Source organism: Terrabacter carboxydivorans, from assembly GCF_039532035.1.
In the GTDB taxonomy this organism is placed as follows: domain Bacteria; phylum Actinomycetota; class Actinomycetes; order Actinomycetales; family Dermatophilaceae; genus Terrabacter; species Terrabacter carboxydivorans.
Genome location: NZ_BAAARE010000004.1, coordinates 71,301 through 93,320 on the forward strand (window position 1 = coordinate 71,301; position 22,020 = coordinate 93,320).

General features: G+C 71.5%; 23 protein-coding genes. 8 read left to right on the forward strand and 15 right to left on the reverse strand.

Translation table 11 applies throughout. From position 1 onward, the window contains the following. Window position 1 precedes the first annotated feature (1 nt). Window positions 2-1,447 (forward strand): aminotransferase class V-fold PLP-dependent enzyme, encoded by a 1,446-nt coding sequence (locus ABD297_RS05520; protein WP_344253749.1) that lies wholly within the window; start codon window positions 2-4, stop codon window positions 1,445-1,447. A gap of 42 nt (window positions 1,448-1,489) precedes the next feature. Here the strand turns inward: ABD297_RS05520 and ABD297_RS05525 are convergent, their stop codons facing one another. The 5 genes from ABD297_RS05525 to ABD297_RS05545 all read right to left on the reverse strand — a co-directional run bounded on the left by ABD297_RS05525 (window position 1,490) and on the right by ABD297_RS05545 (window position 6,814). Further along, complete coding sequence (locus tag ABD297_RS05525) at window positions 1,490-2,530, reverse strand: endonuclease/exonuclease/phosphatase family protein (RefSeq protein ID WP_344253751.1); 1,041 nt, start codon at window positions 2,528-2,530, stop codon at window positions 1,490-1,492. Window positions 2,531-2,615: 85 nt separating this feature from the next. After that, complete coding sequence (locus ABD297_RS05530) at window positions 2,616-4,301, reverse strand: ribonuclease J (RefSeq protein ID WP_344253753.1); 1,686 nt, start codon at window positions 4,299-4,301, stop codon at window positions 2,616-2,618. A gap of 65 nt (window positions 4,302-4,366) precedes the next feature. Further along, window positions 4,367-5,251 carry a 4-hydroxy-tetrahydrodipicolinate synthase gene (gene dapA, locus ABD297_RS05535; protein WP_344253755.1) on the reverse strand — a complete coding sequence of 295 codons (885 nt, stop codon included), beginning with the start codon at window positions 5,249-5,251 and terminating at the stop codon, window positions 4,367-4,369. 239 nt (window positions 5,252-5,490) lie between these two features. Further along, window positions 5,491-5,970, reverse strand: a complete 480-nt coding sequence (locus tag ABD297_RS05540; protein WP_344253757.1) for a dihydrofolate reductase — start codon at window positions 5,968-5,970, stop codon at window positions 5,491-5,493. Between the two features lie 28 nt (window positions 5,971-5,998). Beyond that, complete coding sequence (locus tag ABD297_RS05545) at window positions 5,999-6,814, reverse strand: thymidylate synthase (RefSeq protein ID WP_344253759.1); 816 nt, start codon at window positions 6,812-6,814, stop codon at window positions 5,999-6,001. A 200-nt stretch (window positions 6,815-7,014) separates the two neighbouring features. Here ABD297_RS05545 and ABD297_RS05550 point away from each other — a divergent pair, with 200 nt between their 5' ends. Continuing rightward, window positions 7,015-7,989 (forward strand): hypothetical protein, encoded by a 975-nt coding sequence (locus ABD297_RS05550; RefSeq protein ID WP_344253762.1) that lies wholly within the window; start codon window positions 7,015-7,017, stop codon window positions 7,987-7,989. Window positions 7,990-8,066: 77 nt separating this feature from the next. Here ABD297_RS05550 and paaE read toward each other — a convergent pair whose 3' ends face one another. From paaE to paaA, 5 genes are read right to left on the reverse strand one after another with little or no spacing between them, the layout of a single operon-like run. Next, window positions 8,067-9,221 (reverse strand): 1,2-phenylacetyl-CoA epoxidase subunit PaaE, encoded by a 1,155-nt coding sequence (paaE, locus tag ABD297_RS05555; protein WP_344253764.1) that lies wholly within the window; start codon window positions 9,219-9,221, stop codon window positions 8,067-8,069. Then, on the reverse strand, window positions 9,222-9,716 hold the full coding sequence (gene paaD / locus ABD297_RS05560; RefSeq protein WP_344253766.1) for a 1,2-phenylacetyl-CoA epoxidase subunit PaaD: 495 nt from the start codon (window positions 9,714-9,716) through the stop codon (window positions 9,222-9,224). It lies immediately after the preceding gene. An 11-nt stretch (window positions 9,717-9,727) separates the two neighbouring features. Then, window positions 9,728-10,651 carry a 1,2-phenylacetyl-CoA epoxidase subunit PaaC gene (paaC, locus tag ABD297_RS05565; RefSeq protein WP_344253768.1) on the reverse strand — a complete coding sequence of 308 codons (924 nt, stop codon included), beginning with the start codon at window positions 10,649-10,651 and terminating at the stop codon, window positions 9,728-9,730. Continuing rightward, window positions 10,648-10,956, reverse strand: coding sequence for a 1,2-phenylacetyl-CoA epoxidase subunit PaaB (gene paaB, locus ABD297_RS05570; protein WP_344253770.1), 309 nt, complete (start codon window positions 10,954-10,956; stop codon window positions 10,648-10,650). Before paaB ends, paaC begins: the two co-directional genes overlap by 4 nt. Next, complete coding sequence (gene paaA / locus ABD297_RS05575) at window positions 10,953-12,002, reverse strand: 1,2-phenylacetyl-CoA epoxidase subunit PaaA (RefSeq protein ID WP_344253773.1); 1,050 nt, start codon at window positions 12,000-12,002, stop codon at window positions 10,953-10,955. The genes paaB and paaA overlap by 4 nt, the downstream gene beginning before the upstream one ends. Before the next feature lie 112 nt (window positions 12,003-12,114). On the opposite strand from paaA, the gene ABD297_RS05580 reads away from it, so the two are divergent. From ABD297_RS05580 to ABD297_RS05595, 4 genes are all read left to right on the forward strand, one after another. Next, a complete protein-coding gene (locus ABD297_RS05580; protein ID WP_344253776.1) occupies window positions 12,115-12,765 on the forward strand; it encodes a GNAT family N-acetyltransferase in 651 nt (216 codons plus the stop codon). A 77-nt stretch (window positions 12,766-12,842) separates the two neighbouring features. After that, complete coding sequence (locus ABD297_RS05585; protein WP_344253778.1) at window positions 12,843-13,475, forward strand: AzlC family ABC transporter permease; 633 nt, start codon at window positions 12,843-12,845, stop codon at window positions 13,473-13,475. Continuing rightward, the gene (locus ABD297_RS05590; protein ID WP_344253780.1) at window positions 13,472-13,786 is read left to right on the forward strand and encodes an AzlD domain-containing protein; all 315 of its coding nucleotides are present in this window, start codon (window positions 13,472-13,474) and stop codon (window positions 13,784-13,786) included. Before ABD297_RS05585 ends, ABD297_RS05590 begins: the two co-directional genes overlap by 4 nt. A gap of 3 nt (window positions 13,787-13,789) precedes the next feature. Continuing rightward, window positions 13,790-14,146 carry an MmcQ/YjbR family DNA-binding protein gene (locus ABD297_RS05595; protein WP_344253781.1) on the forward strand — a complete coding sequence of 119 codons (357 nt, stop codon included), beginning with the start codon at window positions 13,790-13,792 and terminating at the stop codon, window positions 14,144-14,146. A gap of 6 nt (window positions 14,147-14,152) precedes the next feature. Here ABD297_RS05595 and trhO read toward each other — a convergent pair whose 3' ends face one another. Both trhO and dapB read right to left on the reverse strand, forming a co-directional pair. Beyond that, a complete protein-coding gene (trhO, locus tag ABD297_RS05600; protein ID WP_344253783.1) occupies window positions 14,153-15,016 on the reverse strand; it encodes an oxygen-dependent tRNA uridine(34) hydroxylase TrhO in 864 nt (287 codons plus the stop codon). A 29-nt stretch (window positions 15,017-15,045) separates the two neighbouring features. Further along, a complete protein-coding gene (gene dapB, locus ABD297_RS05605; RefSeq protein ID WP_344253785.1) occupies window positions 15,046-15,834 on the reverse strand; it encodes a 4-hydroxy-tetrahydrodipicolinate reductase in 789 nt (262 codons plus the stop codon). 138 nt (window positions 15,835-15,972) lie between these two features. Between dapB and ABD297_RS05610 the strand changes: the two genes are divergently transcribed. Then, on the forward strand, window positions 15,973-16,998 hold the full coding sequence (locus ABD297_RS05610; protein WP_344253787.1) for a cytochrome c oxidase assembly protein: 1,026 nt from the start codon (window positions 15,973-15,975) through the stop codon (window positions 16,996-16,998). Window positions 16,999-17,165: 167 nt separating this feature from the next. Here ABD297_RS05610 and ABD297_RS05615 read toward each other — a convergent pair whose 3' ends face one another. Both ABD297_RS05615 and rpsO read right to left on the reverse strand, forming a co-directional pair. Beyond that, complete coding sequence (locus ABD297_RS05615; RefSeq protein ID WP_344253788.1) at window positions 17,166-19,424, reverse strand: polyribonucleotide nucleotidyltransferase; 2,259 nt, start codon at window positions 19,422-19,424, stop codon at window positions 17,166-17,168. A 166-nt stretch (window positions 19,425-19,590) separates the two neighbouring features. Further along, the gene (gene rpsO, locus ABD297_RS05620; protein ID WP_020142650.1) at window positions 19,591-19,860 is read right to left on the reverse strand and encodes a 30S ribosomal protein S15; all 270 of its coding nucleotides are present in this window, start codon (window positions 19,858-19,860) and stop codon (window positions 19,591-19,593) included. 273 nt (window positions 19,861-20,133) lie between these two features. Between rpsO and ABD297_RS05625 the strand changes: the two genes are divergently transcribed. Continuing rightward, window positions 20,134-20,292: a DUF6131 family protein gene (locus ABD297_RS05625; protein ID WP_186815187.1), complete on the forward strand. Its 159-nt coding sequence runs from the start codon at window positions 20,134-20,136 to the stop codon at window positions 20,290-20,292. Between the two features lie 181 nt (window positions 20,293-20,473). Here the strand turns inward: ABD297_RS05625 and lpdA are convergent, their stop codons facing one another. After that, the gene (gene lpdA / locus ABD297_RS05630) at window positions 20,474-21,871 is read right to left on the reverse strand and encodes a dihydrolipoyl dehydrogenase (protein WP_344253790.1); all 1,398 of its coding nucleotides are present in this window, start codon (window positions 21,869-21,871) and stop codon (window positions 20,474-20,476) included. Window positions 21,872-22,020 lie beyond the last annotated feature (149 nt).

Here is a 22,020-nt window from a genome sequence, read left to right on the forward strand (position 1 = left end):
CATGTCGGCCCTTCCTTCGACGCACCCTTCGACCCGTCCCTCGGCGCACCTCTCGACGCGCCCCGCCTCCCAGACGGCCACCACGCCCTGTGGCGGCTCGTCCGCCCCCGCCGTGCGCACCCGCGCCCTGCACGCCGTGCCCGAGGCGCGCACGCTGCCCACCGTCGTCGGCGCGCAACTGCGCGTGCCGACGCTCCACGGCGACACGGCATACGCCAACCTCGACCACGCGGCGTCGACGCCGGCGCTCGAGACGGTCAAGGCAGCGGTCGACCGGGCCCTCGAGACCTACTCCTCCGTGCACCGCGGCGCCGGCTACGCCTCGCGCCTGACGAGCGCCTGGTACGAGCAGGCCCGCGAGGAGGTCGCGGCCTTCGTCGGCGCGCGACGGGACGACACGGTCGTCTTCACCCGGACGACCACCGACTCGTGGTCGCTGCTGAGCAAGGCCCTGCCGAGCCGCACGACGGTCTTCGTCTTCGACATCGAGCACCACTCGACGCTGCTCCCATGGGGCCGTTTCCGCACGGTGCGCCTCCCGGTGCCGCAGACGGTCGAGGACGCCCACGCCCTGCTCGAGGAGGCGCTGGCCGACCACCCGTCGCGCCACCGCCTCGTCGTCATCGCTGCCGCCTCCAACGTCACCGGTGAGGTGTGGCCCGTCGAGCGCTTCGCCGCCCTCGCGCACGAGCACGGCGCCCGGATCGCCGTCGACGCCGCCCAGCTCTCGGCCCACCGCACCATCGACCTCGCCGGCTGGGACGCCGACTACGTCGCGTTCTCGGGGCACAAGACGTATGCGCCCTACGGCGCCGGTGTCCTGGCCGGGCGCTCCGACTGGCTCGACGCCGGCACGCCGTACCTGCTCGGTGGCGGGGCCACCCGGGCGGTGACCGAGGACGGCACGACGTGGGCCACCGGGCCCGCCCGTCACGAGGGCGGCAGCCCCAACGTCATCGGCGCCATCGCCCTCGCTGCGGCGTGCGCCACGATCTCGAGGCACCGCGACTCCATCGAGGAGCACGAGAGCCGCCTCCTCGAGCGGCTGCGCGCGGGGCTCGACGAGGTGCCCGGCGTCGAGGTCCTCTCGATCTTCGGCGACGACAGCGACCGCGTCGGCGTCGTCGCCTTCACCATCGAGGGCTGGGACTCCTCGCTCGTCTCGCAGGTCCTGTCGGTCGAGCACGGCATCGGCGTCCGCGACGGCAGGTTCTGCGCCCACCTGCTCGTCGACGAGCTGCTCGACGACCCGTGGGGCGAGCGCTCGGCGACCGCGGTCCGCGCGAGCATCGGTCTCGGGAGCACCCGCGAGGGCGTCGAGCGCCTCGTGGCCGCGGTCGCCTCGCTCGTCGAGGAGGGCACGACGGCGACGTGGACGCTCACCGGCAGCGGCTGGGCGGTCGAGGGCACCGACCCCCGCGACGTCGAGGTCGACCGGCCCTGGTGACCCTTCCCCCGGGCCGGCCTCGGGCGGGGCTCAGGCTCAGGCTCAGCGCGGCGGCAGGTGGTAGCTCGCCCACACGGCTGCGTGGTCGGCCCGGTTGAACGCCACCTGTCCGGCCTCGACGACCGTCAGGCCCCGGCTCAGCAGGTGGTCCAGCGCCGCGAATGCTGGCAGCCGGTGGCCGGCGAACGGCCACGTGCGCACCCACCCCTGACCGTCGGTGCGCTGGGCGTCGTCGAGGCCGTCGGCGAGGTCGCGGAAGCCCGGATGGCCGAAGCCGGCGTTGAAGTCGCCCGCCATGACGAGCAGCTCGTCGCCGTCGAGCCGCTCCTTCCACGACTGGAGGTCCCGCAGGCCCGCGCGCCACTCGGCGGTGTCGCCCGGGAGCGGCGCGGTGGGGTGGGCGACCTTGAGGCGGATTGTGCCGTTGGGCGCCGTGACGTCGACCTCCGGCTGGACGCTCCGGGTGCCCTCGACCGCCGGGTCCGTGCCGAGGCTGCGGACCGACAGCGGGTAGCGCGACAGCACCATCGTGCCGGTGTAGGTGTCGGCACGCGCGACGCCCTGGCGCTGGTTGAAGTAGTCGGCGGCTCCCTCGGCGTCCAGGCGGCGCATCATCGCGGGCGTCGCCTCGGTGAGCACCAGCACGTCGACCGAGTGGTAGCGCACGGCATCCATCAGCTGCTCGGCGTTGGCCGAGCCGATCCACGTGTTGGCCGACATGACCGTCAGGTCGCGGTCGGCCTTGGGCGAGGACGTCGCCTCGAAGGACGGTGCGGCGACCGTCGCCGCAGCCACCAGCACGGCGACGACCGGGAGCAGCATCCACCAGCGCCGCAGCAGCAGGGTCGCCACGGCGAGCAGCCCGAGGCCGACGACGACGAAGGGACCTGCCGTCTGGAGCACGACGACGGGGTATGCCGTGGAGTCGTACCAGCGGAGCGCACCGACCGCGCCGAGCCCGACGAGGACGACGCCGACGACGACGTCGACCCACCGCCGGGCCGGCGGGCGGCGCCGCGCCGACGGGGGTGCCGGTGGTGCCGACGGAGGTGTGGACCGAGGCGGCGACGCAGGTGCCGGCACGGCGTGCCCGTCCCCCGGATGGTCGGTCGAGGGGCTGTCGTCCCCGACCCGGCCGGTCCCCCCGTCGACCTCGTGCACCGTCACCTCAGGCCTGCAGCACGACCGGGATGATCATCGGGCGGCGGCGGATCTTGCCACCGACCCACGAGCCGACCGCGCGCCGGATGACCTGCTGGAGCTGCTGGTCGTCGCGCACGCCCTTGGCGACGGCCTCCTCGATGGCCCGCTCGACCTTGGGGATGACCTGCTGGAAGATCTCGGCGTCCTCGACGAAGCCGCGGGCCGTGATCTCCGGGCCGCTCGCGATCTTGCCGGTGGCGGCGTCGAGCACGACGACACAGGTGATGAAGCCCTCGTCGCGCAGGATGCGCCGGTCCTTGAGCAGCGCCTCGTCGGCCCCACCCACGCTGCTGCCGTCGACGTAGACGTAGCCACAGTCGACGACACCCGTCACCCGGGCCACCCCGTCGACGAGGTCGACGACGACGCCGTCCTCGGCCAGCACGACGTTCTCCTCCGGCACGCCGGACTGCATCGCGAGCTGGGCGTTGGCGTACATGTGGCGCCACTCGCCGTGGACCGGGAGGACGTTGCCGGGACGCACGATGTTGTAGCAGTAGAGCAGCTCGCCCGCGCTGGCGTGGCCGGAGACGTGCACCTTGGCGTTGCCCTTGTGCACGACGTTGGCGCCGAGCCGCATGAGGCCGTTGATGATGCGGTAGACGGCGTTCTCGTTGCCGGGGATGAGGCTGCTCGCGAGCAGGACGGTGTCGCCGGGACCGACGTCGATCCGGTGCTCCCGGTTGGCCATGCGCGACAGGGCCGCCATCGGCTCGCCCTGGGAGCCGGTGCAGATGAGGACGAGCTCGTCGTCGCGCAGGCTGTCGATCTTCTTGATGTCGACGAGGATGCCGTCGGGCACCCTGAGGTAGCCCAGCTCGGCGGCGATGCCCATGTTGCGCACCATGGAGCGGCCCACCATGGCCACCTTGCGGCCGGCCTTCTCGGCTGCGTCGAGCACCTGCTGGACGCGGTGCACGTGGCTGCTGAAGCAGGCCACGATGATCCGGCGCTCGGCGTGGCGGAACACCTTGTCGATGGCCGGCGCGATCTCCAGCTCGGGCGTGGTGAAGCCCGGGACGTCGGCGTTGGTCGAGTCGGTGAGGAAGAGGTCGACCCCCTCCTCGCCGAGCCGTGCGAACGCGCGCAGGTCGGTCAGGCGCCCGTCGAGCGGGAGCTGGTCCATCTTGAAGTCGCCGGTGTGCAGCAGAGTGCCGGCCTCGGTGCGCACGAAGACGGCGAGCGCGTCGGGGATCGAGTGGTTGACCGCCACGAACTCGAGGTCGAAGACGCCGAGCTTCTCGCGCTGGCCCTCCTTGACCGCCATGGAGTACGGCCGGATGCGGTGCTCCTTGAGCTTGGCCTCGACGAGGGCCAGGGTCAGCGTCGAGCCGATGATGGGGATGTCGCCCTTGAGCTTCAGCAGGTAGGGCACCGCGCCGATGTGGTCCTCGTGGCCGTGCGTGAGGACGATCGCCACGATGTCGTCGAGCCGGTCGGCGATGTAGGAGAAGTCCGGGAGGATGAGGTCGACTCCGGGGTGGTGGTCCTCGGGGAAGAGCACGCCGCAGTCGATGACGAGCAGCTTGCCCTTCGTCTCGAGGACGGCCATGTTGCGTCCGACCTCGCCGAGCCCACCGAGCGCGACGACCCGCAGGCCGTTGTCGGGGAGGGCGGGAGGCGTGGTCAGCTCGGGGTGGGGGTGGCTCACAGGTGTCCTGTCATTCGGTGGTGCCGCCGGGCCGTCATGGGCGCCGGTCACGGGTCATGGGGCGGTCATCCGACCGCCGAGAGGGCATCGCGCAGCAGGGCCGTCTGGACGTCGTCGGCCTCGACGAGCGGCAGGCGCACGCTCGGTGATTCAATGACGCCCTGGAGGGCGAGGCCGGCCTTGGCCATGATCGCGCCCTGCGTGACGTTCATGACGGCGTTGACGAGCGGGACGAGCCGGCGGTGCACGGCACGGGCGTCGTCCCAGCGGCTGTCGACGACGGCATCGGCCATCTCGCGGTAGGCGACCGGGGCCACCTGCGAGGTCACGCCGACGAAGCCGACGGCGCCGTAGACGAAGTGCCCGAGGTTCATCGCGTCGTCGCCGGAGTACCAGTCCAGGCCGGTCTCCTGCATCATCTCGCCGGCGAACCAGAGGTCGCCGCGGGCGTCCTTGACGGCCGTGATGCGCTCGTGCTCGGCGATGCGCAGGTAGGTCTCGCGCGCGATGGCGATCCCCGAGCGGCCGGGGATGTCGTAGACCATGACGGGCAGGTCGCTGGCGTCCGCGAGGGCGCGGAAATGCGCGACGAGCCCCGCCTGCGGCGGCTTGTTGTAGTACGGCGTCACGGCCAGGACCGCGTGGGCGCCGGCCTTCTGGGCGTGGCGCACCGACTCGACGCTCTTGGCGGTGTCGTTGCTGCCGGCACCCGCGATGACGACGCACCGGTCGCCGACCGCGTCGACGACGGCGCGGAGCAGCTCGTCCTTCTCCTCGGCGGAGGTCGTCGGCGACTCGCCGGTCGTGCCCGAGACGACGAGGCCGTCGTGCCCGGCGTCGACGAGGTGGGTCGCGACGCGTTGCGCGGCGTCGAGGTCGATGGAGCCGTCGGGCCTCATGGGCGTGACCATCGCCGAGAGAACACGTCCGAGGGCGGGTGCGTCAGCCATGGGGCCAAGGTTAGCGCCCGCGACTGCACGCACGACGCCACGCCCACGCCGTGCTCTCGAGGCGTCTCTCCGGCCGTCTCCCCGGTGGCCGGCAGCGGGCACGAAAGAGGCGAGGCACTACTCGCTCGGGGGTCCGAGTAGTGCCTCGCCACCCCCTACATCGCCGCCGCTCTGCCGCCGTTACAGCCTTTCGGCCGCCGATCTTCCCGACGGTCTTCCCGACGACGGCGTATGCCGGGTCAGCCGCGCCGCTCGTAGGTGACCCAGGCGAAGCCGGGGCGCGCCTCTCGCGCCGTCTCGGCCCACTCCAGGGGGTCGATCGGGGGGAAGGTGACCGAGCCGTCCGGGGACTGGTCGACCTCGGTGACGAGGAGGCGGGCGGCATACGCCATCGCCTGGCGGTAGATCTCTCCCCCGCCGACGACGAAGACCTGCTCGGCGTCCGCGACGAGCGCGAGTGCCTCGTCCAGCGAGTGCGCGACCTCGACGCCAGGCGCGCTCCAGTCGGGCTGCCGGGTCACGACGACGCTGCGGCGGCCCGGGAGGGCGCCCATCGAGTCGAACGTGCGCCGGCCCATGACCATCGGGTGGCCCATCGTCGTGCGCTTGAAGTACTTGAGGTCCTCGGAGATGTGCCAAGGCATCGTCAGGCCGTCGCCGATGACGCCGTTGCGCCCGACGGCGGCGATCATCGTCACGTTCGGCCAGGCAGTCGTCATGGCGCCAAGGCTCCCAGACCGCAGGGAGTCAGACCGCGATGGGGGCCTTGATGCCCGGGTCGGCGACGTAGTCCACGAGCTCGAAGTCGTCGAGGTCGAAGGCGTCGATGTCCGTCTTGCCGGGGGTGATCCGCATCGTCGGCAGCGCGTGCGGCGTCCGGGTCAGCTGCAGCCGGGCCTGGTCGAGGTGGTTGAGGTAGAGGTGGGCGTCGCCCAGGGTGTGCACGAACTCCCCCGGCTCGAGGTCGGTCAGCTGGGCGACCATCTGGGTCAGCAGCGCATAGCTGGCGATGTTGAACGGGACGCCGAGGAAGATGTCGGCGCTGCGCTGGTAGAGCTGGCACGACAGGCGGCGCCGGCCGTCGGGTCCGGGCGGGGAGACGTAGAACTGGAACATCGTGTGGCACGGCGGCAGCGCCATGTCGTCGACGTCGGCGACGTTCCAGGCCGAGACGATGAGGCGACGACTGTCGGGGTTGGTCCGGATCTGCTCGATGACCCTGGCGATCTGGTCGAGGTGACGCCCGTCGGGGGTCGGCCAGGACCGCCACTGGTAGCCGTAGATGGGGCCGAGGTCACCCGTGACGGGGTCGGCCCACTCGTCCCAGATGGAGATGCCGCGTTCCTGGAGCCAGCGGACGTTCGTGTCGCCGCGCAGGAACCACAGCAGCTCGCCGATGATCGAGCGCAGGTGCAGCTTCTTCGTCGTCATGGCCGGGAAGCCGTCGGCGAGGTCGAAGCGCATCTGGTGGCCGAAGACGCTGAGCGTCCCGGTGCCCGTCCGGTCGGACTTCTCCTGACCGTGGGTCAGGACGTGGTCGAGGAGGTCGAGGTACTGCCGCACGGTCCGCAGCCTAACCCCGGCCGCCGACCCGCCGCCGTATGCCGTCCCGCCACGCCGCGTGGCCCCGACCGACGCGCTCGCCCCCGCTGTGTGCAGCGACCGGGGCCAGGGTCCCGAAACCTGCACACTGGATCACCGCTCAGGCGCGCACCTGTGGACGGCGGCGAATCGTGACGTCCCGGACTGCGCACCATGGGACGGTGCGCGCAGACCGGGTCCTCGAGCAGACGCCACGGCTCCGGGCGCAGGTCAAGGGCCAGGCCGGCCTCGACACCCGAGGACAGGCCGTCGCGTCGGGCATCGGCGACGAGGCGATCCGTTGGGCTCTCGCCACCGGTCGCTGGACGACCGCCCACCCCGGCGTCTACCTGACCACGCCCGGCCGCGACGACTGGGAGGTCCGGGCCGTCGCGGCCCTGCTCTTCGTCGGTGGGCCGGTCGCCTTGTGCGGACCGAGCGCCGCCTTGGCCTGGGGGCTGGACCGCCGCGAACCGGGGGCGGTTCACGTCATCGTCCCGGCGGGGCGTCGAGCGAGCATCCGTCCCGGCATCGTGGTCCTGAGGTCCAGGCGGTTCGACGAACGGATCGACGGCTTCGCTTGGCCGCACCGCACCACGGTGGAGCACACCGTGCTCGACCTGGGCATGCGAGCACCGCTCGACCGGGTGCTGGCCGTAGCGGCTCGGGCGTGCCAGCAGCGCCTGACGGACGAGGCGCGGCTTGCCGGCGCGCTCGCCGGCCGCTCGGACCAGACGCACCGGGCCTTGCTGCGGGAGTGCCTGGCCGACGTCGGTGAAGGCGCCGAGAGCGCCGCCGAGGTGCGCTACATCCGCGACGTCGAGAGGGCCCATGGGCTGCCGGCCGCGGTCCGCCAGTACGACCTCGGGGACCGTCGCCGGTGCGACAACCTCTACCTCGCCGAGCAGCTCGTCCTCGAAGTGGACGGTCGCCTCGCGCACGAGGGCTGGGGCGCCCGGGTCCGTGACGGCATACGCGATCGGGCATCCGCACGGGTGGGCCGGCTGACCGTGCGGGCATTCTGGACCGACGTGGCTGTCACTCCGTGCGCGCTCGCGGTCGAGGTGGCTGATCTGTTGCGGATCCGAGGGTGGACGGGTTCACCACGCGCCTGCCGCAGGCAGGGATGTGCCGTGGCCCTCGAGGCCGCGGCATGAGTCGCGCTGTGAGCAGGGATCGGTGCCTGGACACCGACTCATGCACACGGGGTCGCTGCGGAGACTCAGGCGGCGGGTCAGGCGTCGTAGTCGAGGCTGACCTCGTCGGTGACCGGGTGGCTCTGGCAGGCGAGGACGATGCCGGCCGCGACCTCCTCGGGCTCCAGGGCGTAGTTGCGGTCCATCCGCACCTCTCCCGACACGAGCCGCGCGCGGCAGGTGCCGCACACTCCCCCGGTGCACGAGTAGGGCGCGTCGGGCCGGGCCCGCAACGTCGCGTCGAGGATCGTCTCCTCGCGGCTCGGCATGGGGATGACCGTGGTGCGCCCGTCGAGGTTGACCGTGACGGTGGCCTCGGGCGGCGCGCCGGCGTCGACGACGACCTTGCGCTTCGGCTCGGTGCCGTCGTCGACGTGGAAGATCTCGTGGTGGATGTGCCGGCTGTCGACGCCGCGGCCGGTGAGCAGCGCCTCGGCGCCGGTCACCATGCCGAAGGGCCCGCAGAGGTACCACTCATCGACCGACCCGACGGGCAGCAGCGAGTCGAAGATCGCCGTGAGCCGCTCGGTGTCGAGGCGGCCGTGGAAGAGCTCGACGTCCTGGGCCTCGCGGGACAGCACGTTGACGAGGTGGAAGCGTCCCGGGAAGCGGTTCTTGAGGTCCTCGAGCTCCTCGAGGAACATGATCGAGCTGGTCCGCCGGTTGCCGAAGAGCAGCGTCGCGCGCGACCCGGGCTCCTCCTCGAGGGCGCTCGTCAGGAGCGACAGCACGGGCGTGATGCCGGACCCCGCCGCGATGGCGACGTGATGGCGTATGCCGTCCGGCCGGGTCGCGCAGGTGAAGGATCCCTGGGGGGTCATGACCTCGACGACGTCGCCCGCGGACAGGCCGTCGTTGAGCCAGCCCGACATCCGGCCGTCCGGCACGCGGGCGGCCGCGACCCGGAGCCGGCGTCCTGCGGGGTCGGCTCGGCGGGACTGGCAGATCGAGTAGGACTGGCGCACGTCCTCGCCGCGGATGGTGGCGCGGAGCGTCAGGTGCTGCCCGGGCTCGAAGGCGAACTCGTCGACGAGGTCCTCGGGCACCGAGAAGGTGACGGCGACGGCGTCGTCGGTCAGCCGCTCGACCGAGGCGACCGTGAGAGGGTGGAAGCGGGCCCGGTGGCGCACTGACGCGCCGTTCGGCGTGGTCGAGGGCGAGTCGGCCGTGGCCGGGGTGGTTACGTCGGTCATTCAGATGGCCTTGAACTCGTCGAAGGGCTCGAGGCACGCGTTGCACCGGCGCAGGGCCTTGCAGGCGGTCGAGCCGAAGTGGGCGATCTCGGTGGTGTCGGTGGACCCGCAGAGCGGGCAGGTGACGACGTGACGGCTCAGGGTCACGGCGACGGGTGCGCCGGGCTCCCCCGCCGGCACGGGGCCGGGGGGCGCGATCCCGAAGCGCTGCAGGGCGGCTCGTCCGTCGTCGCTCATCCAGTCGGTCGTCCACGCCGGCGACAGCTGCGTGCGCACGTCGGCGGCATACCCCTGGCGGCCGGCCTCGAAGACGATCCGCGACGCGATGGCCTCCATGGCCGGGCACCCGCTGTAGGTCGGGGTGATGGTCACGGTGACGGTGTGTGCCGCCTCGTCGACGGCGACGTCGCGCAGGATGCCCAGGTCGGCGATGCTGATGACCGGGACCTCGGGGTCGGGGATGCGTGAGATTGCCTGTGCGACAAGAGACTCCACTGCCAAGACGATCACCACGTCGCGCCGGGGTGGGACCTGGCGATGTGCTGCATCTCGGCGAGGAGGTAGCCCATCGGGCGTGAGTGGATGCCGGCGCGGCCACCGCGCGAGCGCCACCGGGAGCCCTCGGGGAGGGTCAGCGTGGCCTGCTCGACGACGCGGACGACGCGGGCCTCCACCCGGTCGCGCAGGCTCGAGGGCAGCACCCCGGCGCCGCGGTCAGCGGCGAGCACCGAGGCCCCGTCGTCGTCGAAGAGCTCTGCGACGTAGGGCAGCACGCGGTCCAGGGCCGACTGCATGCGGCGGTGCGACTCGTCCGTGCCGTCGCCGAGGCGCACGACCCACAGCGACGCGTGGTCGAGGTGGTAGCGGACCTCCTTGAGCGCCTTGCCGGCGACGCCCGCGACGACGTCGTCGCCCGAGCCGGTCAGGGCGGTGTGCAGCTCGACCTGGTAGGCGGAGAACCACAGCAACCGGGCCATCTCGTCGGCGAAGTCGCCCCGCTCCTGCTCGACGAGGTGGACGTTGTGCCAGTCCCGCTCGTCGCGCTGCATGGCGAAGTCGTCCTCGCCGCGGCCGGTCCCGTCGATCGAGCCGATGTAGGGGTAGAGGCCGCGCGCCTGTCCGAGGAGGTCGAGCGCGATGTTGCCGAGCGCCATGTCCTCCTCGATCTGCGGTGCGTTGGTCATCCACTCGCCGAGGCGCTGGGCGTAGACCATCGCGTCGTCGGCGAGGCCCACCAGGTAGCCGGCATACGGCTTGGTGCCGGGTCCGGGTCCGGTGTTCTCGGCGGCGCCGGGGAGGGACTCACGCCGCGCCGACTCCGAGGCAGAGGACACCGCGCCCGTGACGGGCTCGGTGACCGGCCTGCCGGCAGTGTCCGGGTCGATGTCGGCGTGGGTGCCGGCCGCGGGAGAGCTGGGTGAGGTGGTCACAGGTACTCGACATCCTCGGGCACGTCGTAGAAGGTCGGGTGCCGGTAGATCTTGTCGCCGGCCGGGTCGAAGAACGAGTCCTTCTCCGACGGGCTGCTCGCGGTGACGTCGTCGGCCTTGACCACCCAGATCGACACGCCCTCCTGGCGGCGGGTGTAGACGTCGCGCGCGTTGCGCAGGGCCAGCTCCGCGTCGGGCGCGTGCAGCGAGCCGACGTGCACGTGGGACAGACCGCGCTTGCCGCGGACGAAGACCTCCCAGAGCGGCCAGCTGCGCTCGGTCGCTCCCTCGGGTGCGTCGGTCACGCGGCACTCTCCTTCTCGTTCTCTCGGGTGGCCTGCTTGGCGGCATACGCGTTGGCGGCCTCGCGGACCCAGGCGCCGTCGTCGTGGGCGCGCCGGCGGTGCTCGATGCGCTCGGCGTTGCAGGGGCCGTCACCGCGCAGCACCTGCCAGAACTCGTCCCAGTCGATCTCGCCGAAGTCGTAGTGGCCGCGCTCCTCGTTCCAGCGCAGCTGCGGGTCGGGCAGCACGATGCCGAGCTTCTCGGCCTGCGGCACCATCATGTCGACGAACTTCTGGCGCAGGTCGTCGTTGCTGACCCGCTTGATGCCCCAGGCCATCGACTGCTCGGTGTGACCTCCCTTGGCGGCCTCTCCGGTGTCGGGCGGCCCGAACATCGCGAGCGCGGGCCACCACCAGCGGTCCGCGGCGTCCTGGGCCATGGCGCGCTGCCCCTCGGTGCCCCGCATGAGGTTCCAGAGGATCTCGAAGCCCTGCCGCTGGTGGAAGGACTCCTCCTTGCACACGCGGATCATGGCGCGGGCGTAGGGCCCGTAGGAGCACCGGCAGAGCGGCACCTGGTTCATGATCGCGGCGCCGTCGACGAGCCAGCCGATGGCCCCGCAGTCGGCCCACGTCAGGGTCGGGTAGTTGAAGATCGAGGAGTACTTCTGCTTGCCGTCGTGCAGCCGGTCGAGCAGCTCCTGCCGGTCGATGCCGAGGGTCTCGGCGGCCGAGTAGAGGTAGAGCCCGTGGCCGGCCTCGTCTTGCACCTTGGCGATGAGGATGGCCTTGCGACGCAGCGACGGGGCACGGGTGATCCAGTTGCCCTCGGGCTGCATGCCGATGATCTCGGAGTGCGCGTGCTGGGCGATCTGGCGGATCAGCGTCTCGCGGTACGTGTCGGGCATCGCGTCCCGCGGCTCGATGCGCTGGTCGGCGGCGATGAGGGCGTCGAAGTCGGACCCGATCGCCTCACGCTGGTCCTCGTGCGCCGTGGCCGCGTCGTACGCGCCGGTCTCGGCGGCGTTCAGCGGTTCGTTCGGGTCGATGACGTCGTTGCCATACATGAGTCCAGTATGCGAGATGGGGCCGGGGGCGTCCAAAGCCGGGGTGGACCAGGGCGGGTCGAGAGCGACCGGGGTGGACGACCGGGCCGCTCACGCCTGAGAGGATGCCGGGGTGGCACACGAGCACTCGAACGGACACCAGCACGACCACGGGCACGACCACCAGCACGAGCGCGGCCCCGTCGCCGACGCGTCGGTCCGGGTCGCCCGCGCCTCGGACGCCCCCGCCGTCGGGCTCGTGCAGGCCGTCGTCTTCCGGGAGGCGTATGCCGCCACGCTCGCGCCCGAGGTCATCGCGACGTTCGAGCCGCGGGCCTTCGCGAACGCCTGGCGCGCGACGCTCGAGGGCGAGCAGTCCCGCGACGGCGTGCTCCTCGTCGCCTGCGCCGGCGAGCAGGTGGTCGGGTTCGCCGCGGTCGGCGCCTCCGACGACGCCGACGCCGAGCCCGGCACGGCCGAGCTGCTCGTGCTCGGCGTGCACCCCGACGCGCGCCGCCAGGGGCACGGCTCACGGCTGCTGCACGCCGTCGTCGACACGACCCGGGGCCGCGGCCGCTCCGAGCTCGCCGCCTGGGTGCTGGCGAGCGACGACGCCACCCGAGGCTTCCTCACCGCAGCCGGGATGGTGGCCGACGGCGCGCACCGCGAGCGTGTGGTCTCGCAGGACGGCGCCACGACCGGCGAGATCCGCCTGTCGGCGGCCGTCGTCGACGGCGAGGACGGCACTCCGGGCCAGGGCGGCGAGGACACGGAGCCGGTGTGACCGCGGCCGCAGAATCCGGCACGGCTGATCCAGCTGACCCGGGGGCACGACGTGCCGTCGTGCGGCAGGCGCTCTCGGTGGGCGTCGCGACCGGCGCCTACGGCCTCAGCTTCGGGGCGCTCGCGGTCGCTGCCGGTCTGGACACGTGGCAGGCGATGGCGCTGTCGCTGCTGATGTTCACCGGCGGGTCGCAGTTCGCGTTCGTCGGCATCATCGCGAACGGGCTGCACGCGGCGCCCGCGGCGATCGCGGCGTCCTCGATGCTCGGCATCCGCAACGGGCTCTATGCCCTAGAGCTGACGCACCTGCTCGGGGCGCGCGGGCCGCGCCGGGTCGCCGCGGCCCACCTGACCATCGACGAGTCGACGGCCGTGGCGGTGGCCCAGGACGACGCGCGCACCTCCCGCCTCGGCTTCTGGGTCACGGGACTGACCGTCTTCGTCCTGTGGAACCTCACCACGCTCGTCGGCACCGTCCTCGGCTCACACATCGGCGACCCCCGCACCTACGGTCTCGACGCCGCGGCCTGTGCGGCGTTCACCGCCCTGCTGTGGCCGCGGCTGCGCGACCGGGACGCGGTCGCCATCGCCGTCCTGGGCGCCGTCGTGGCGATCGTGCTGTCACCGACGATGCCGCCCGGCATACCCGTCGTCGCGGCGGCAGCCGCCTCGCTGCTGGCCTGGCGGACGCCGAGGAGGGAGGCACCGTGAGCCTGTGGACCTCGCTGCTGCTGGCGGCCGGGATCGCCTTCGCGCTCAAGCTCGCCGGTCACCTCGTGCCGGCCCACCTGCTCGACGGCCCCCGGGTGCGCCGCGTCACCGCGGCCCTGCCCGTCGCCCTGCTGGCCGCGCTCGTCGCCACGCAGGCCTTCACCGTCAGGGGTGGGGCGTTCGTGCTCGACGCCCGGGCCGCGGCCGTCGGTGTCGCGGTCGTCGCGCTCGCCCTCCGCGCTCCGTTCATCGTCGTCGTCGTGCTCGGGGCGGCCACCGCGGCGCTGCTGCGGGCGATGGGCTGGGGCTGAGCCGTGGCCGACGCCGCCGACGTCCGTCGCCTCGCCCTGGCCCTGCCCGGGGTCGAGGAGATCGCCAGCGACGGCTTCGACTTCCGGGTGGGCAACAAGGGCTTCGTCTGGTCCTGGCCTGAGCGGCGTCCCGGGCAGCGACGGGTCATCCGCACCGACATCGCGGTGCTCTACGTCGGCGACGAGGCCGAGAAGCAGGCGCTCGTGCTCGGCGAGCCGGACCTCTTCTTCACGACGCCCGCCTACGACGGTGCCCCGCTCGTCATGCTGCGCCTCGAGCAGGTCGACGTCGGACGGCTCGACGAGCTCGTCACCGACGCCTGGCGCATGCGCGCGCCGGACGAGCTGCTCGGCCCCTGAGCCGGCTCAGGCGTGCGCGTCGCAGACGGGCTGGAGCGGACGCCCGGGCAGCTCCTCGCGGTTGTGCAGGCGGCTCGTCGGTGCGCCGCAGACGTGACAGGCCGCGAGGTGCACGGCCTCGTCGGAGAACCCCACCGCCATCCGCTCGTCGAAGACGTAGAGGTGACCCTCCCAGAGACCGCGGTCGCCCCGCTCCCCGCCATAGCGCACGATGCCGCCGTCGAGCTGGTAGACCTCCTCGAAGCCGCGTGAGCGCATGAGGCTCGTCAGCACCTCGCACCGGATGCCGCCGGTGCAGTAGGTGACGACCGGGCGCCCCTTCAGCTCGTCCCAGCGGCCCGCGTCGAGCTCGCGCACGAAGTCGGCCGTGTGGCCGATGTCGGGGACGACGGCGCCGCGGAAGCGGCCCACCTGCGCCTCGACGGCGTTGCGGCCGTCGAAGAGCACGACCTCGTCACCGCGCTCGGCGACGAGGGCGTCGAGCTCGTCGGGACGTAGCCGGGCGCCGCCCCCGACGACCCCGTGCTCGTCGACGACGACCTCGTCGGGCACGCCGAACGAGACGATCTCGTCGCGGACCTTGACCACCAGACGCGGGAAGTCGAGGCTGCGGCCCTCGTCGTCGAGCCCCGTCCCGTCGCTCCACTTCACGTCGATGTCGTGGAAGGAGGCGTACTCGCGGGTCTTGCGGACGTAGGTCTTGAGCACGGTCACGTCGCCGCCGACGGTCGCGTTGATCCCGTGCGGGGACAGCAGGATCCGGCCGCGCAGCCCGAGACCCTCGCAGAGGTCGCGCTGCCACAGGCGGAGCGCGTCAGGGTCGGCGAGCGGCCGGAACGCGTAGAAGAGGACGACCGTGGGGATGGCCATGCGAGGAGCTCGTTCGAGGAGGGGGCCGGTCAGTCGAGACCGAGGTAGTGCTCGAGCCCGACGGTCAGACCTGGGTGGTCGGCGACGGCGCGCACCGCGGCGACGACGCCGGGCATGAAGCTGCCGCGGTCGAACGAGTCGTGGCGCAGGGTGAGCATCTCCCCCGCGTTGCCGAGCAGCACCTCCTGGTGCGCGGTCAGCCCGCGCAGCCGCACCGAGTGCACGGGGATGCCGTCCAGCCGGGCGCCGCGGGCACCGTCCGGGTCGTGGGTCGTGGCGTCGGGCACCGGGTCGCAGCCGGCCTCGGACCGGGCCTTGCCGATCATCGCTGCCGTGCGCGCGGCCGTCCCCGACGGTGCGTCGACCTTGGCGGGGTGGTGCAGCTCGATGACCTCGACGGACTCGAAGAAGGGGGCGGCCTTGGCGGCGAACGCCATCATGAGCAGCGCCCCGATGGCGAAGTTCGGCGCGATGAGCACCCCGACGCCGGCGCCGGACGCTGCCGGCGGCGCCTCGGCGAGCTGGCCCCGTAAGGTCTCGAGCCGAGCCTCGTCCCAGCCCGTCGTGCCGACGACGACGTGGACGCCGCGCTCGACGCAGTGGGCGACGTTGGCGGGCGAGGCTCCCGGCACCGTGAGCTCGACCGCGACGTCGGCTCCGCCCAGGTCGCCGAGGTCGTCCCCGGAGCCGTAGGCACCGACGAGCGACAGGCCCTGGGCGCTCTCGATCGCCCGCACCGCCTCGGAGCCCATCCGGCCGCTGGCGCCGATGACGGCGACCTTGGTGTCACGGGACTGGCTGCGTGTCGTGTCGCTCACCCGGCCACCCTAACGAGGGCGCCCGGCCGCGGGCGCACGCGCACGGCATACGAAACCCGCTCATCACGGCCGAAGACGGTCCCGCGAGGAGCCGCGGTTCCCACCGGACACTCAGGACCGGGCGCGACGATGCGGGTCGTGCCCGTGTTCACCCCGTCGTCCCTGCTCACCGCGTGGACCCCGGCACCGGCCGGGCTGGCCCTCGTGGCGCTCACGGTCGTGCCCTACGCGGTGTGGCTGCGACGTGCCCGCCGCCTCGGGGTGGCGTGGTCGTGGTGGCGCCCGGCCCTCTACCTCGGCCTCGGCGTCGGCACGCTGGCGTATGCCGTGTGCGGACCTCTCGCCGTCTACCGCACCCAGGTCTTCTGGATCGGTGCGCTGCAGGTCGGGGTGCTGGCCTCGCTGACGCCGGTGGGACTCGCGCTCGGCGACCCGGTGCGCCTGCTGCGGGCCACCGCCCCCGAGTCCGGCCACTGGCTGCTTCGGCTGCTCGAGAGCCGTCTCGCCCGGGCTCTGATGTTCCCCGCCGTCAGCACCCTGCTCGCGGTGGGCACGCTGCTGGCCGTCTGCTACACCCCGTGGTTCGACCGCTCGGTGCACTCGGACGCCGTCGCCGCCGTGCTCTACGTCGTCCTGCTCGGCTCGGGCCTGCTCTTCGTGCTGCCGCTGCTCGTCGAGGAGCTGCTGCCGCACTGGGCCACGCCACCCGTACGCGCCTTCCTCGCCTTCGGTGACGGCCTGCTCGACGCGATCCCCGGCATCCTCGTCATGACGTCGTCGACCTTGCTGACGCCCCACTTCCCCGGCTTCTCGACGGCCGTGAGCGGCATCGACCCTGTGCTCGACCAGAAGCTCGGCGGCGGGGCGCTGCTCGCGGTCGCCGAGTCGGTCGGGCTGCCGGTCATCGGGGCCGTCTTCATGGAGTGGGTGCGCAGCGACGAGCGCGAGGCACGGGCCATCGACGCCCAGCTCGAGGCCGAGCAGGTCGGCCGGCGCGACGGAGCCGACAGTGGCCTTGACGATCAACCCGGCTTCGGGCGTCCGGAGCCGTCGAGGCCCGTCGGAGCCGAGGGCGAGCCGGACGTCGACACGCAGCCCGCCTCGTCGGGCCTGTGGTGGGAGACGGACCCTCGCCTGTCGGGGCGGTTCGGACCCCGCGACTGACGCGGCGCCGCTCCCGTCAGACCCGTCCGACCGGCGCGGCCGGTCCGACAGCCCACCCGGGCCCCAGCGTCGACCACTCCGCCTGCCGTCGAGGCTGGGCGTCCGGAGACGGCGAACGGCCCGCCACCCCAGTGGGGTGACGGGCCGTTCGCGTGATCCGGGACCGGTCAGGCGTCAGCGGACTCCGTGGCCGGCGCGTCGGCCTCGGCGGCCGAGTCACCGTTGTCGCCCTCCGGGAGGACCGCCGCGAGGCTGAGCTTGCCGCGCGGGTCGATCTCCTTGAGCTCGACCTGGATCTTCTGGCCGATCTTGACGACGTCGTCGACGCTGTCGATCCGCTTGCCACCGACGAGCTTGCGCACCTCGGAGATGTGCAGCAGACCGTCCTTGCCGGGCAGCAGCGAGACGAACGCACCGAAGGTGGTCGTCTTGACGACGGTGCCGAGGAAGCGCTCGCCGACCTCGGGCATCGTCGGGTTCGCGATGGCGTTGATCGCCGCGCGAGCCGCCTCGGCCGAGGGGCCGTCGACCGCACCGATGAACACGGTGCCGTCGTCCTCGATGGAGATGTCGGCGCCCGTGTCGTCCTGGATCTGGTTGATCATCTTGCCCTTCGGGCCGATGACCTCACCGATCTTGTCGACGGGGACCTTCACCGTGATGATGCGCGGCGCGTACGGGCTCATCTCGTCGGGCACGTCGATGGCCTCGGCCATGACGTCGAGGATGTGCAGACGCGCGTCGCGGGCCTGGGTCAGCGCGCCGGCGAGGACCGACGCGGGGATGCCGTCGAGCTTCGTGTCGAGCTGGATGGCCGTGACGAACTCCTTGGTGCCGGCGACCTTGAAGTCCATGTCGCCGAAGGCGTCCTCGGCACCGAGGATGTCGGTGAGCGCGGCGTACTGCGTCTCACCGTCGACGGTGTCGGACACGAGGCCCATCGCGATGCCGGCGACCGGGGCGCGCAGCGGCACACCGGCGTTGAGCAGCGACAGGGTCGAGGCACAGACCGAACCCATGGACGTCGAGCCGTTGGAACCGAGGGCCTCGGACACCTGACGGATGGCGTACGGGAACTCCTCGCGCGTCGGCAGGACCGGCATGAGCGCACGCTCGGCCAGGGCGCCGTGACCGATCTCGCGGCGCTTCGGCGAACCGACGCGGCCGGTCTCACCGGTGCTGTAGGGCGGGAAGTTGTAGTTGTGCATGTAGCGCTTGCGCGTGACGGGGCTCAGCGTGTCGAGCTGCTGCTCCATCTTGAGCATGTTGAGCGTGGTGACACCCATGATCTGGGTTTCGCCGCGCTCGAAGATCGCCGAGCCGTGCACGCGCGGCAGGACCTCGACCTCGGCGCCGAGGGCGCGGATGTCGGCGAGGCCACGGCCGTCGATGCGGACCTTGTCGCGCAGGATGCGCTGGCGGATGAGCTTCTTCTGCACGGAGCGGAAGGCGGCCGAGACCTCCTTGTCACGCCCCTCGAACTGCTCGGCGAGCTGGCCCTTGACGGCGGCCTTGATCTCGTCGAGGCGCTCCTCGCGCTCCTGCTTGCCGGCGATCGTCAGCGCAGCGGTCGTGTCGGCCTCGACGGCGGACTCGACGGCGGCGTAGACGTCGTCCTGGTAGTCGAGGAAGATCGGGAAGTCCTGGACCGGCTTGGCGGCCTCGGCAGCGAGCTGGGCCTGGGCCTCGCAGAGCTGCTTGATGAACTTCTTGGAGGCCTCGAGGCCCTCGGCCACGACCTCCTCGGTCGGCGCCTGCTTGCCCTCGTTCTTGACGAGGTCCCACGTCGACTCGGTGGACTCGGCCTCGACCATCATGATCGCGACGTCGTCGCTGCCGTCGGTGTGCTTGACGACACGACCGGCGACGACCATGTCGAAGACCGAGCGCTCGATGTCGGAGAAGTTCGGGAAGGCGACCCACTGGCCGTCGATGAGCGAGACGCGCACGCCACCGATGGGGCCCGAGAACGGGAGGCCGGAGATCTGCGTCGAGGCGCTGGCCGCGTTGATGGCGAGCACGTCGTACTGGTGGTCGGGGTTCAGCGAGAACACCGAGATGATGACCTGGACCTCGTTGCGCAGACCCTTCTTGAAGGTCGGGCGCAGCGGGCGGTCGATCAGGCGGCAGGTGAGGATGGCCTCGGTGGACGGGCGGCCCTCACGGCGGAAGAAGCTGCCGGGGATCTTGCCGATGGCGTACATGCGCTCTTCGACGTCGACCGTCAGCGGGAAGAAGTCGAACTGGTCCTTGGGGGACTTGCCCGCGGACGTCGTCGACAGGAGCATCGTGTCGTCGTCGAGGTAGGCCGTGACGGCGCCCCCGGCCTGACGGGCGAGGCGGCCGGTCTCGAACCGGACCGTGCGGGTGCCGAAGCTGCCGTTGTCGATGACGGCCTCGGCGAAGGTGATGTCTGGACCCTCCATGTGGGCCCTCGCTTTCTTTTTCTCATGTGCCGCGCACATCGTCGTTGTGTGCGTGGTTGCTTCTTCGGGCCGGGTGGCCCTGGTGCGGTCCGACGGACGTCGGGCGCCTGCACCTACGACGAAAGGCGGTCTCCGCAGGACGCGGTGACCGCCTTTCGTCACGAGCTCATCGACGCAGGCCGAGTCGCTTGATCAGCGAACGGTAGCGCTCGATGTCGGTCGCCTCGAGGTAGCGCAGCATGCGCTTGCGGCGGCCGACCAGCAGGAGGAGACCACGACGGCTGTGGTGGTCGTGCTTGTGGGCCCGAGCGTGCTCGGTCAGGTCCTTGATGCGCTGCGTCAGCATCGCGATCTGGACCTCGGGAGAGCCGGTGTCGCCCTCGACCGTGGCGTACTCGGTCATGATCTGCTTCTTCACGTCAGCGTCCAAAGGCATGGATGAACCGACTCCTTCTCATCTCGTTGCGCGGTGCTCCGGGGCATGTCCACCCGGGCGCTATCGATCCGCGGCCGAACTACGGCGTCTCCCAGCCTAACAGCGGGGTTCGTGCGCCCCTAATCGAGCCGGCGGCCCGTCCGGCCGCCCATCAACGGGGCTGCGTCACCGTGCGTGACCGTTTCGTGACCGGGAGGACGTTTGGGGACCTCCACGGGCTGGGTACGACATGTACTGCTCGGGGAATCCATCTTGAAGGAGCTAAGCGACACCATGATCGTTCTCGGACTCATCTTGCTGATCATCGGACTTCTGGTGAAGTCCCTCAGCATCCTTGTGACCATCGGCGCCATCATCCTGGTCATCGGCATCGTGCTCTTCGTGCTCGGCGCGACGGGTCGCGCCATCGGCGGCCGCAAGCACTGGTACTGATCGGTCGCTGCCACCGGCAACAACCAGACGCCCCCGCGGTCTCCGCGGGGGCGTCTTGCCGTTCCGGCGCAACCGCTGACACGGCGCGCACCGCGCACACGGCGCCCCAGGACGAGGTATGCCGTCCGCTCGACTCGAGCGGACGGCATACCTCGTGTGGTCTCCGGGGTGTCCCGGGGTGTCAGAGGTTGATCATGTGCCCCGCGATGCCCTCGATGGCTTCCTTCATCGCCTCGCTCAGCGTCGGGTGGGCGAAGACGTTGCGGGCCACCTCGTCGGCGGTGAGGTCCCACTGCTGGGCCAGCGTGAGGGCGGGCAGCAGCTCGGTCACCTCGGGACCGACCATGTGGGCGCCGAGCAGCTCGTTGTGCTCCGCGTCGGCCACGATCTTGACGAAGCCGACGCCCTCGGCCATGCCGCGCGCCTTGCCGTTGGCCGAGAAGGGGAAGCTGGCCGTCTTGACGTCGTAGCCCTTCTCCTTGGCCTGCGCCTCGGTGTAGCCGAACGAGGCGATCTGCGGCTGGCAGAACGTCGCCCGCGGGATCATGTCGAAGTTGAGCTCCATCGTCTCGGCGTCCGCGATGGTCTCGGCAGCGACGACGCCCATGGCCTCGGCGGTGTGCGCGAGCATGAGCTTCGCAGTGACGTCGCCGATGGCGAAGACGTTGGGCACGCTCGTGCGACCGCGACCGTCGACCGCGATGGCGCCCCGCTCGGTCATCTGCACGCCCAGGGACTCGAGGCCGTAGCCCTCGGTGCGCGGGGCGAAGCCGAAGGCGGCGAGGAACTTGTCCGCCTCGAGGACGGTCTCGTCTCCCCCGGCAGCCGGGGCCACCGTGACGCGGACGCCGGAGCCGGTGTCCTCGACGTTCTTGACGGCCGTCGACAGCAGGACCTTGACGCCGAGCTTCTTGTACTGGCGGAAGATCTCCTTGGACACGTCCGGGTCCTCGGTCGGGACCATGCGGTCGAGGAACTCGACGATCGTGACGTCGACGCCGAAGTTCTTCATGACGTAGGCGAACTCGACGCCGATGGCGCCCGAGCCGCCGATGATGATCGACGACGGCAGCTCGGCGTCGAGGATCTGCTCCTCGTAGGTGACGACGTTGTCGCTGACCTCCATGCCGGGCAGCATCCGGACCGTGGCGCCGGTGGCGATGATGAGGTGGTCGAAGGTGACCGAGCGCTTCGAGCCGTCACCCTGCTCGACGTCGAGCGACGTGGCGGAGGTGATGGTGCCCCAGCCGTCGATCTCCTCGATCTTGTTCTTCTTCATCAGGTAGTGGACGCCCTTGGCGCTGGCGTCGGCCACGGACCGGCTGCGGGCGTGCGTCGGACCGTAGGACATCGTGGCGTCGCCCTCGATGCCGAACGTCTTCTTCTCGTGCGTGATGATGTGGGCGATCTCCGCGTTGCGCAGGAGCGCCTTGCTGGGGATGCAGCCGACGTTGAGGCAGACGCCTCCCCAGTACTGCTTCTCGACGACCGCAACCTTCTTGCCGAGCTGCGACGCGCGGATCGCCGCGACGTAGCCACCAGGTCCGGCACCGAGCACAACGAGATCGAAATCAGCCATGCCCACACCCTATCCGTGCGCGAGCGCGCGCCGAGACGGCGTCCGGCACCACATCACGATCTGCACAGAACCGGCCAATTGCTGTGTCGCAGACCACATCGCGGGGCGCCGCAAGAGTAAGTTTCCGCGACGCACGGCCGAACAATCCG

Bases quoted from the DNA above. Each gene is read 5' to 3' on its own strand.
- ABD297_RS05615 (WP_344253788.1), bottom strand. From the start codon at position 19,424: ATGGAGGGTCCAGACATCACCTTCGCCGAGGCCGTCATCGACAACGGC.
- ABD297_RS05540 (WP_344253757.1), bottom strand. From the start codon at position 5,970: ATGACGACTGCCTGGCCGAACGTGACGATGATCGCCGCCGTCGGGCGC.
- lpdA (WP_344253790.1), bottom strand. From the start codon at position 21,871: ATGGCTGATTTCGATCTCGTTGTGCTCGGTGCCGGACCTGGTGGCTAC.
- trhO (WP_344253783.1), bottom strand. From the start codon at position 15,016: ATGGCCATCCCCACGGTCGTCCTCTTCTACGCGTTCCGGCCGCTCGCC.
- ABD297_RS05625 (WP_186815187.1), top strand. From the start codon at position 20,134: ATGATCGTTCTCGGACTCATCTTGCTGATCATCGGACTTCTGGTGAAG.
- rpsO (WP_020142650.1), bottom strand. From the start codon at position 19,860: ATGCCTTTGGACGCTGACGTGAAGAAGCAGATCATGACCGAGTACGCC.
- paaE (WP_344253764.1), bottom strand. From the start codon at position 9,221: ATGACCGACGTAACCACCCCGGCCACGGCCGACTCGCCCTCGACCACG.
- dapA (WP_344253755.1), bottom strand. From the start codon at position 5,251: ATGGCTGACGCACCCGCCCTCGGACGTGTTCTCTCGGCGATGGTCACG.
- ABD297_RS05520 (WP_344253749.1), top strand. From the start codon at position 2: ATGTCGGCCCTTCCTTCGACGCACCCTTCGACCCGTCCCTCGGCGCAC.
- paaA (WP_344253773.1), bottom strand. From the start codon at position 12,002: ATGTATGGCAACGACGTCATCGACCCGAACGAACCGCTGAACGCCGCC.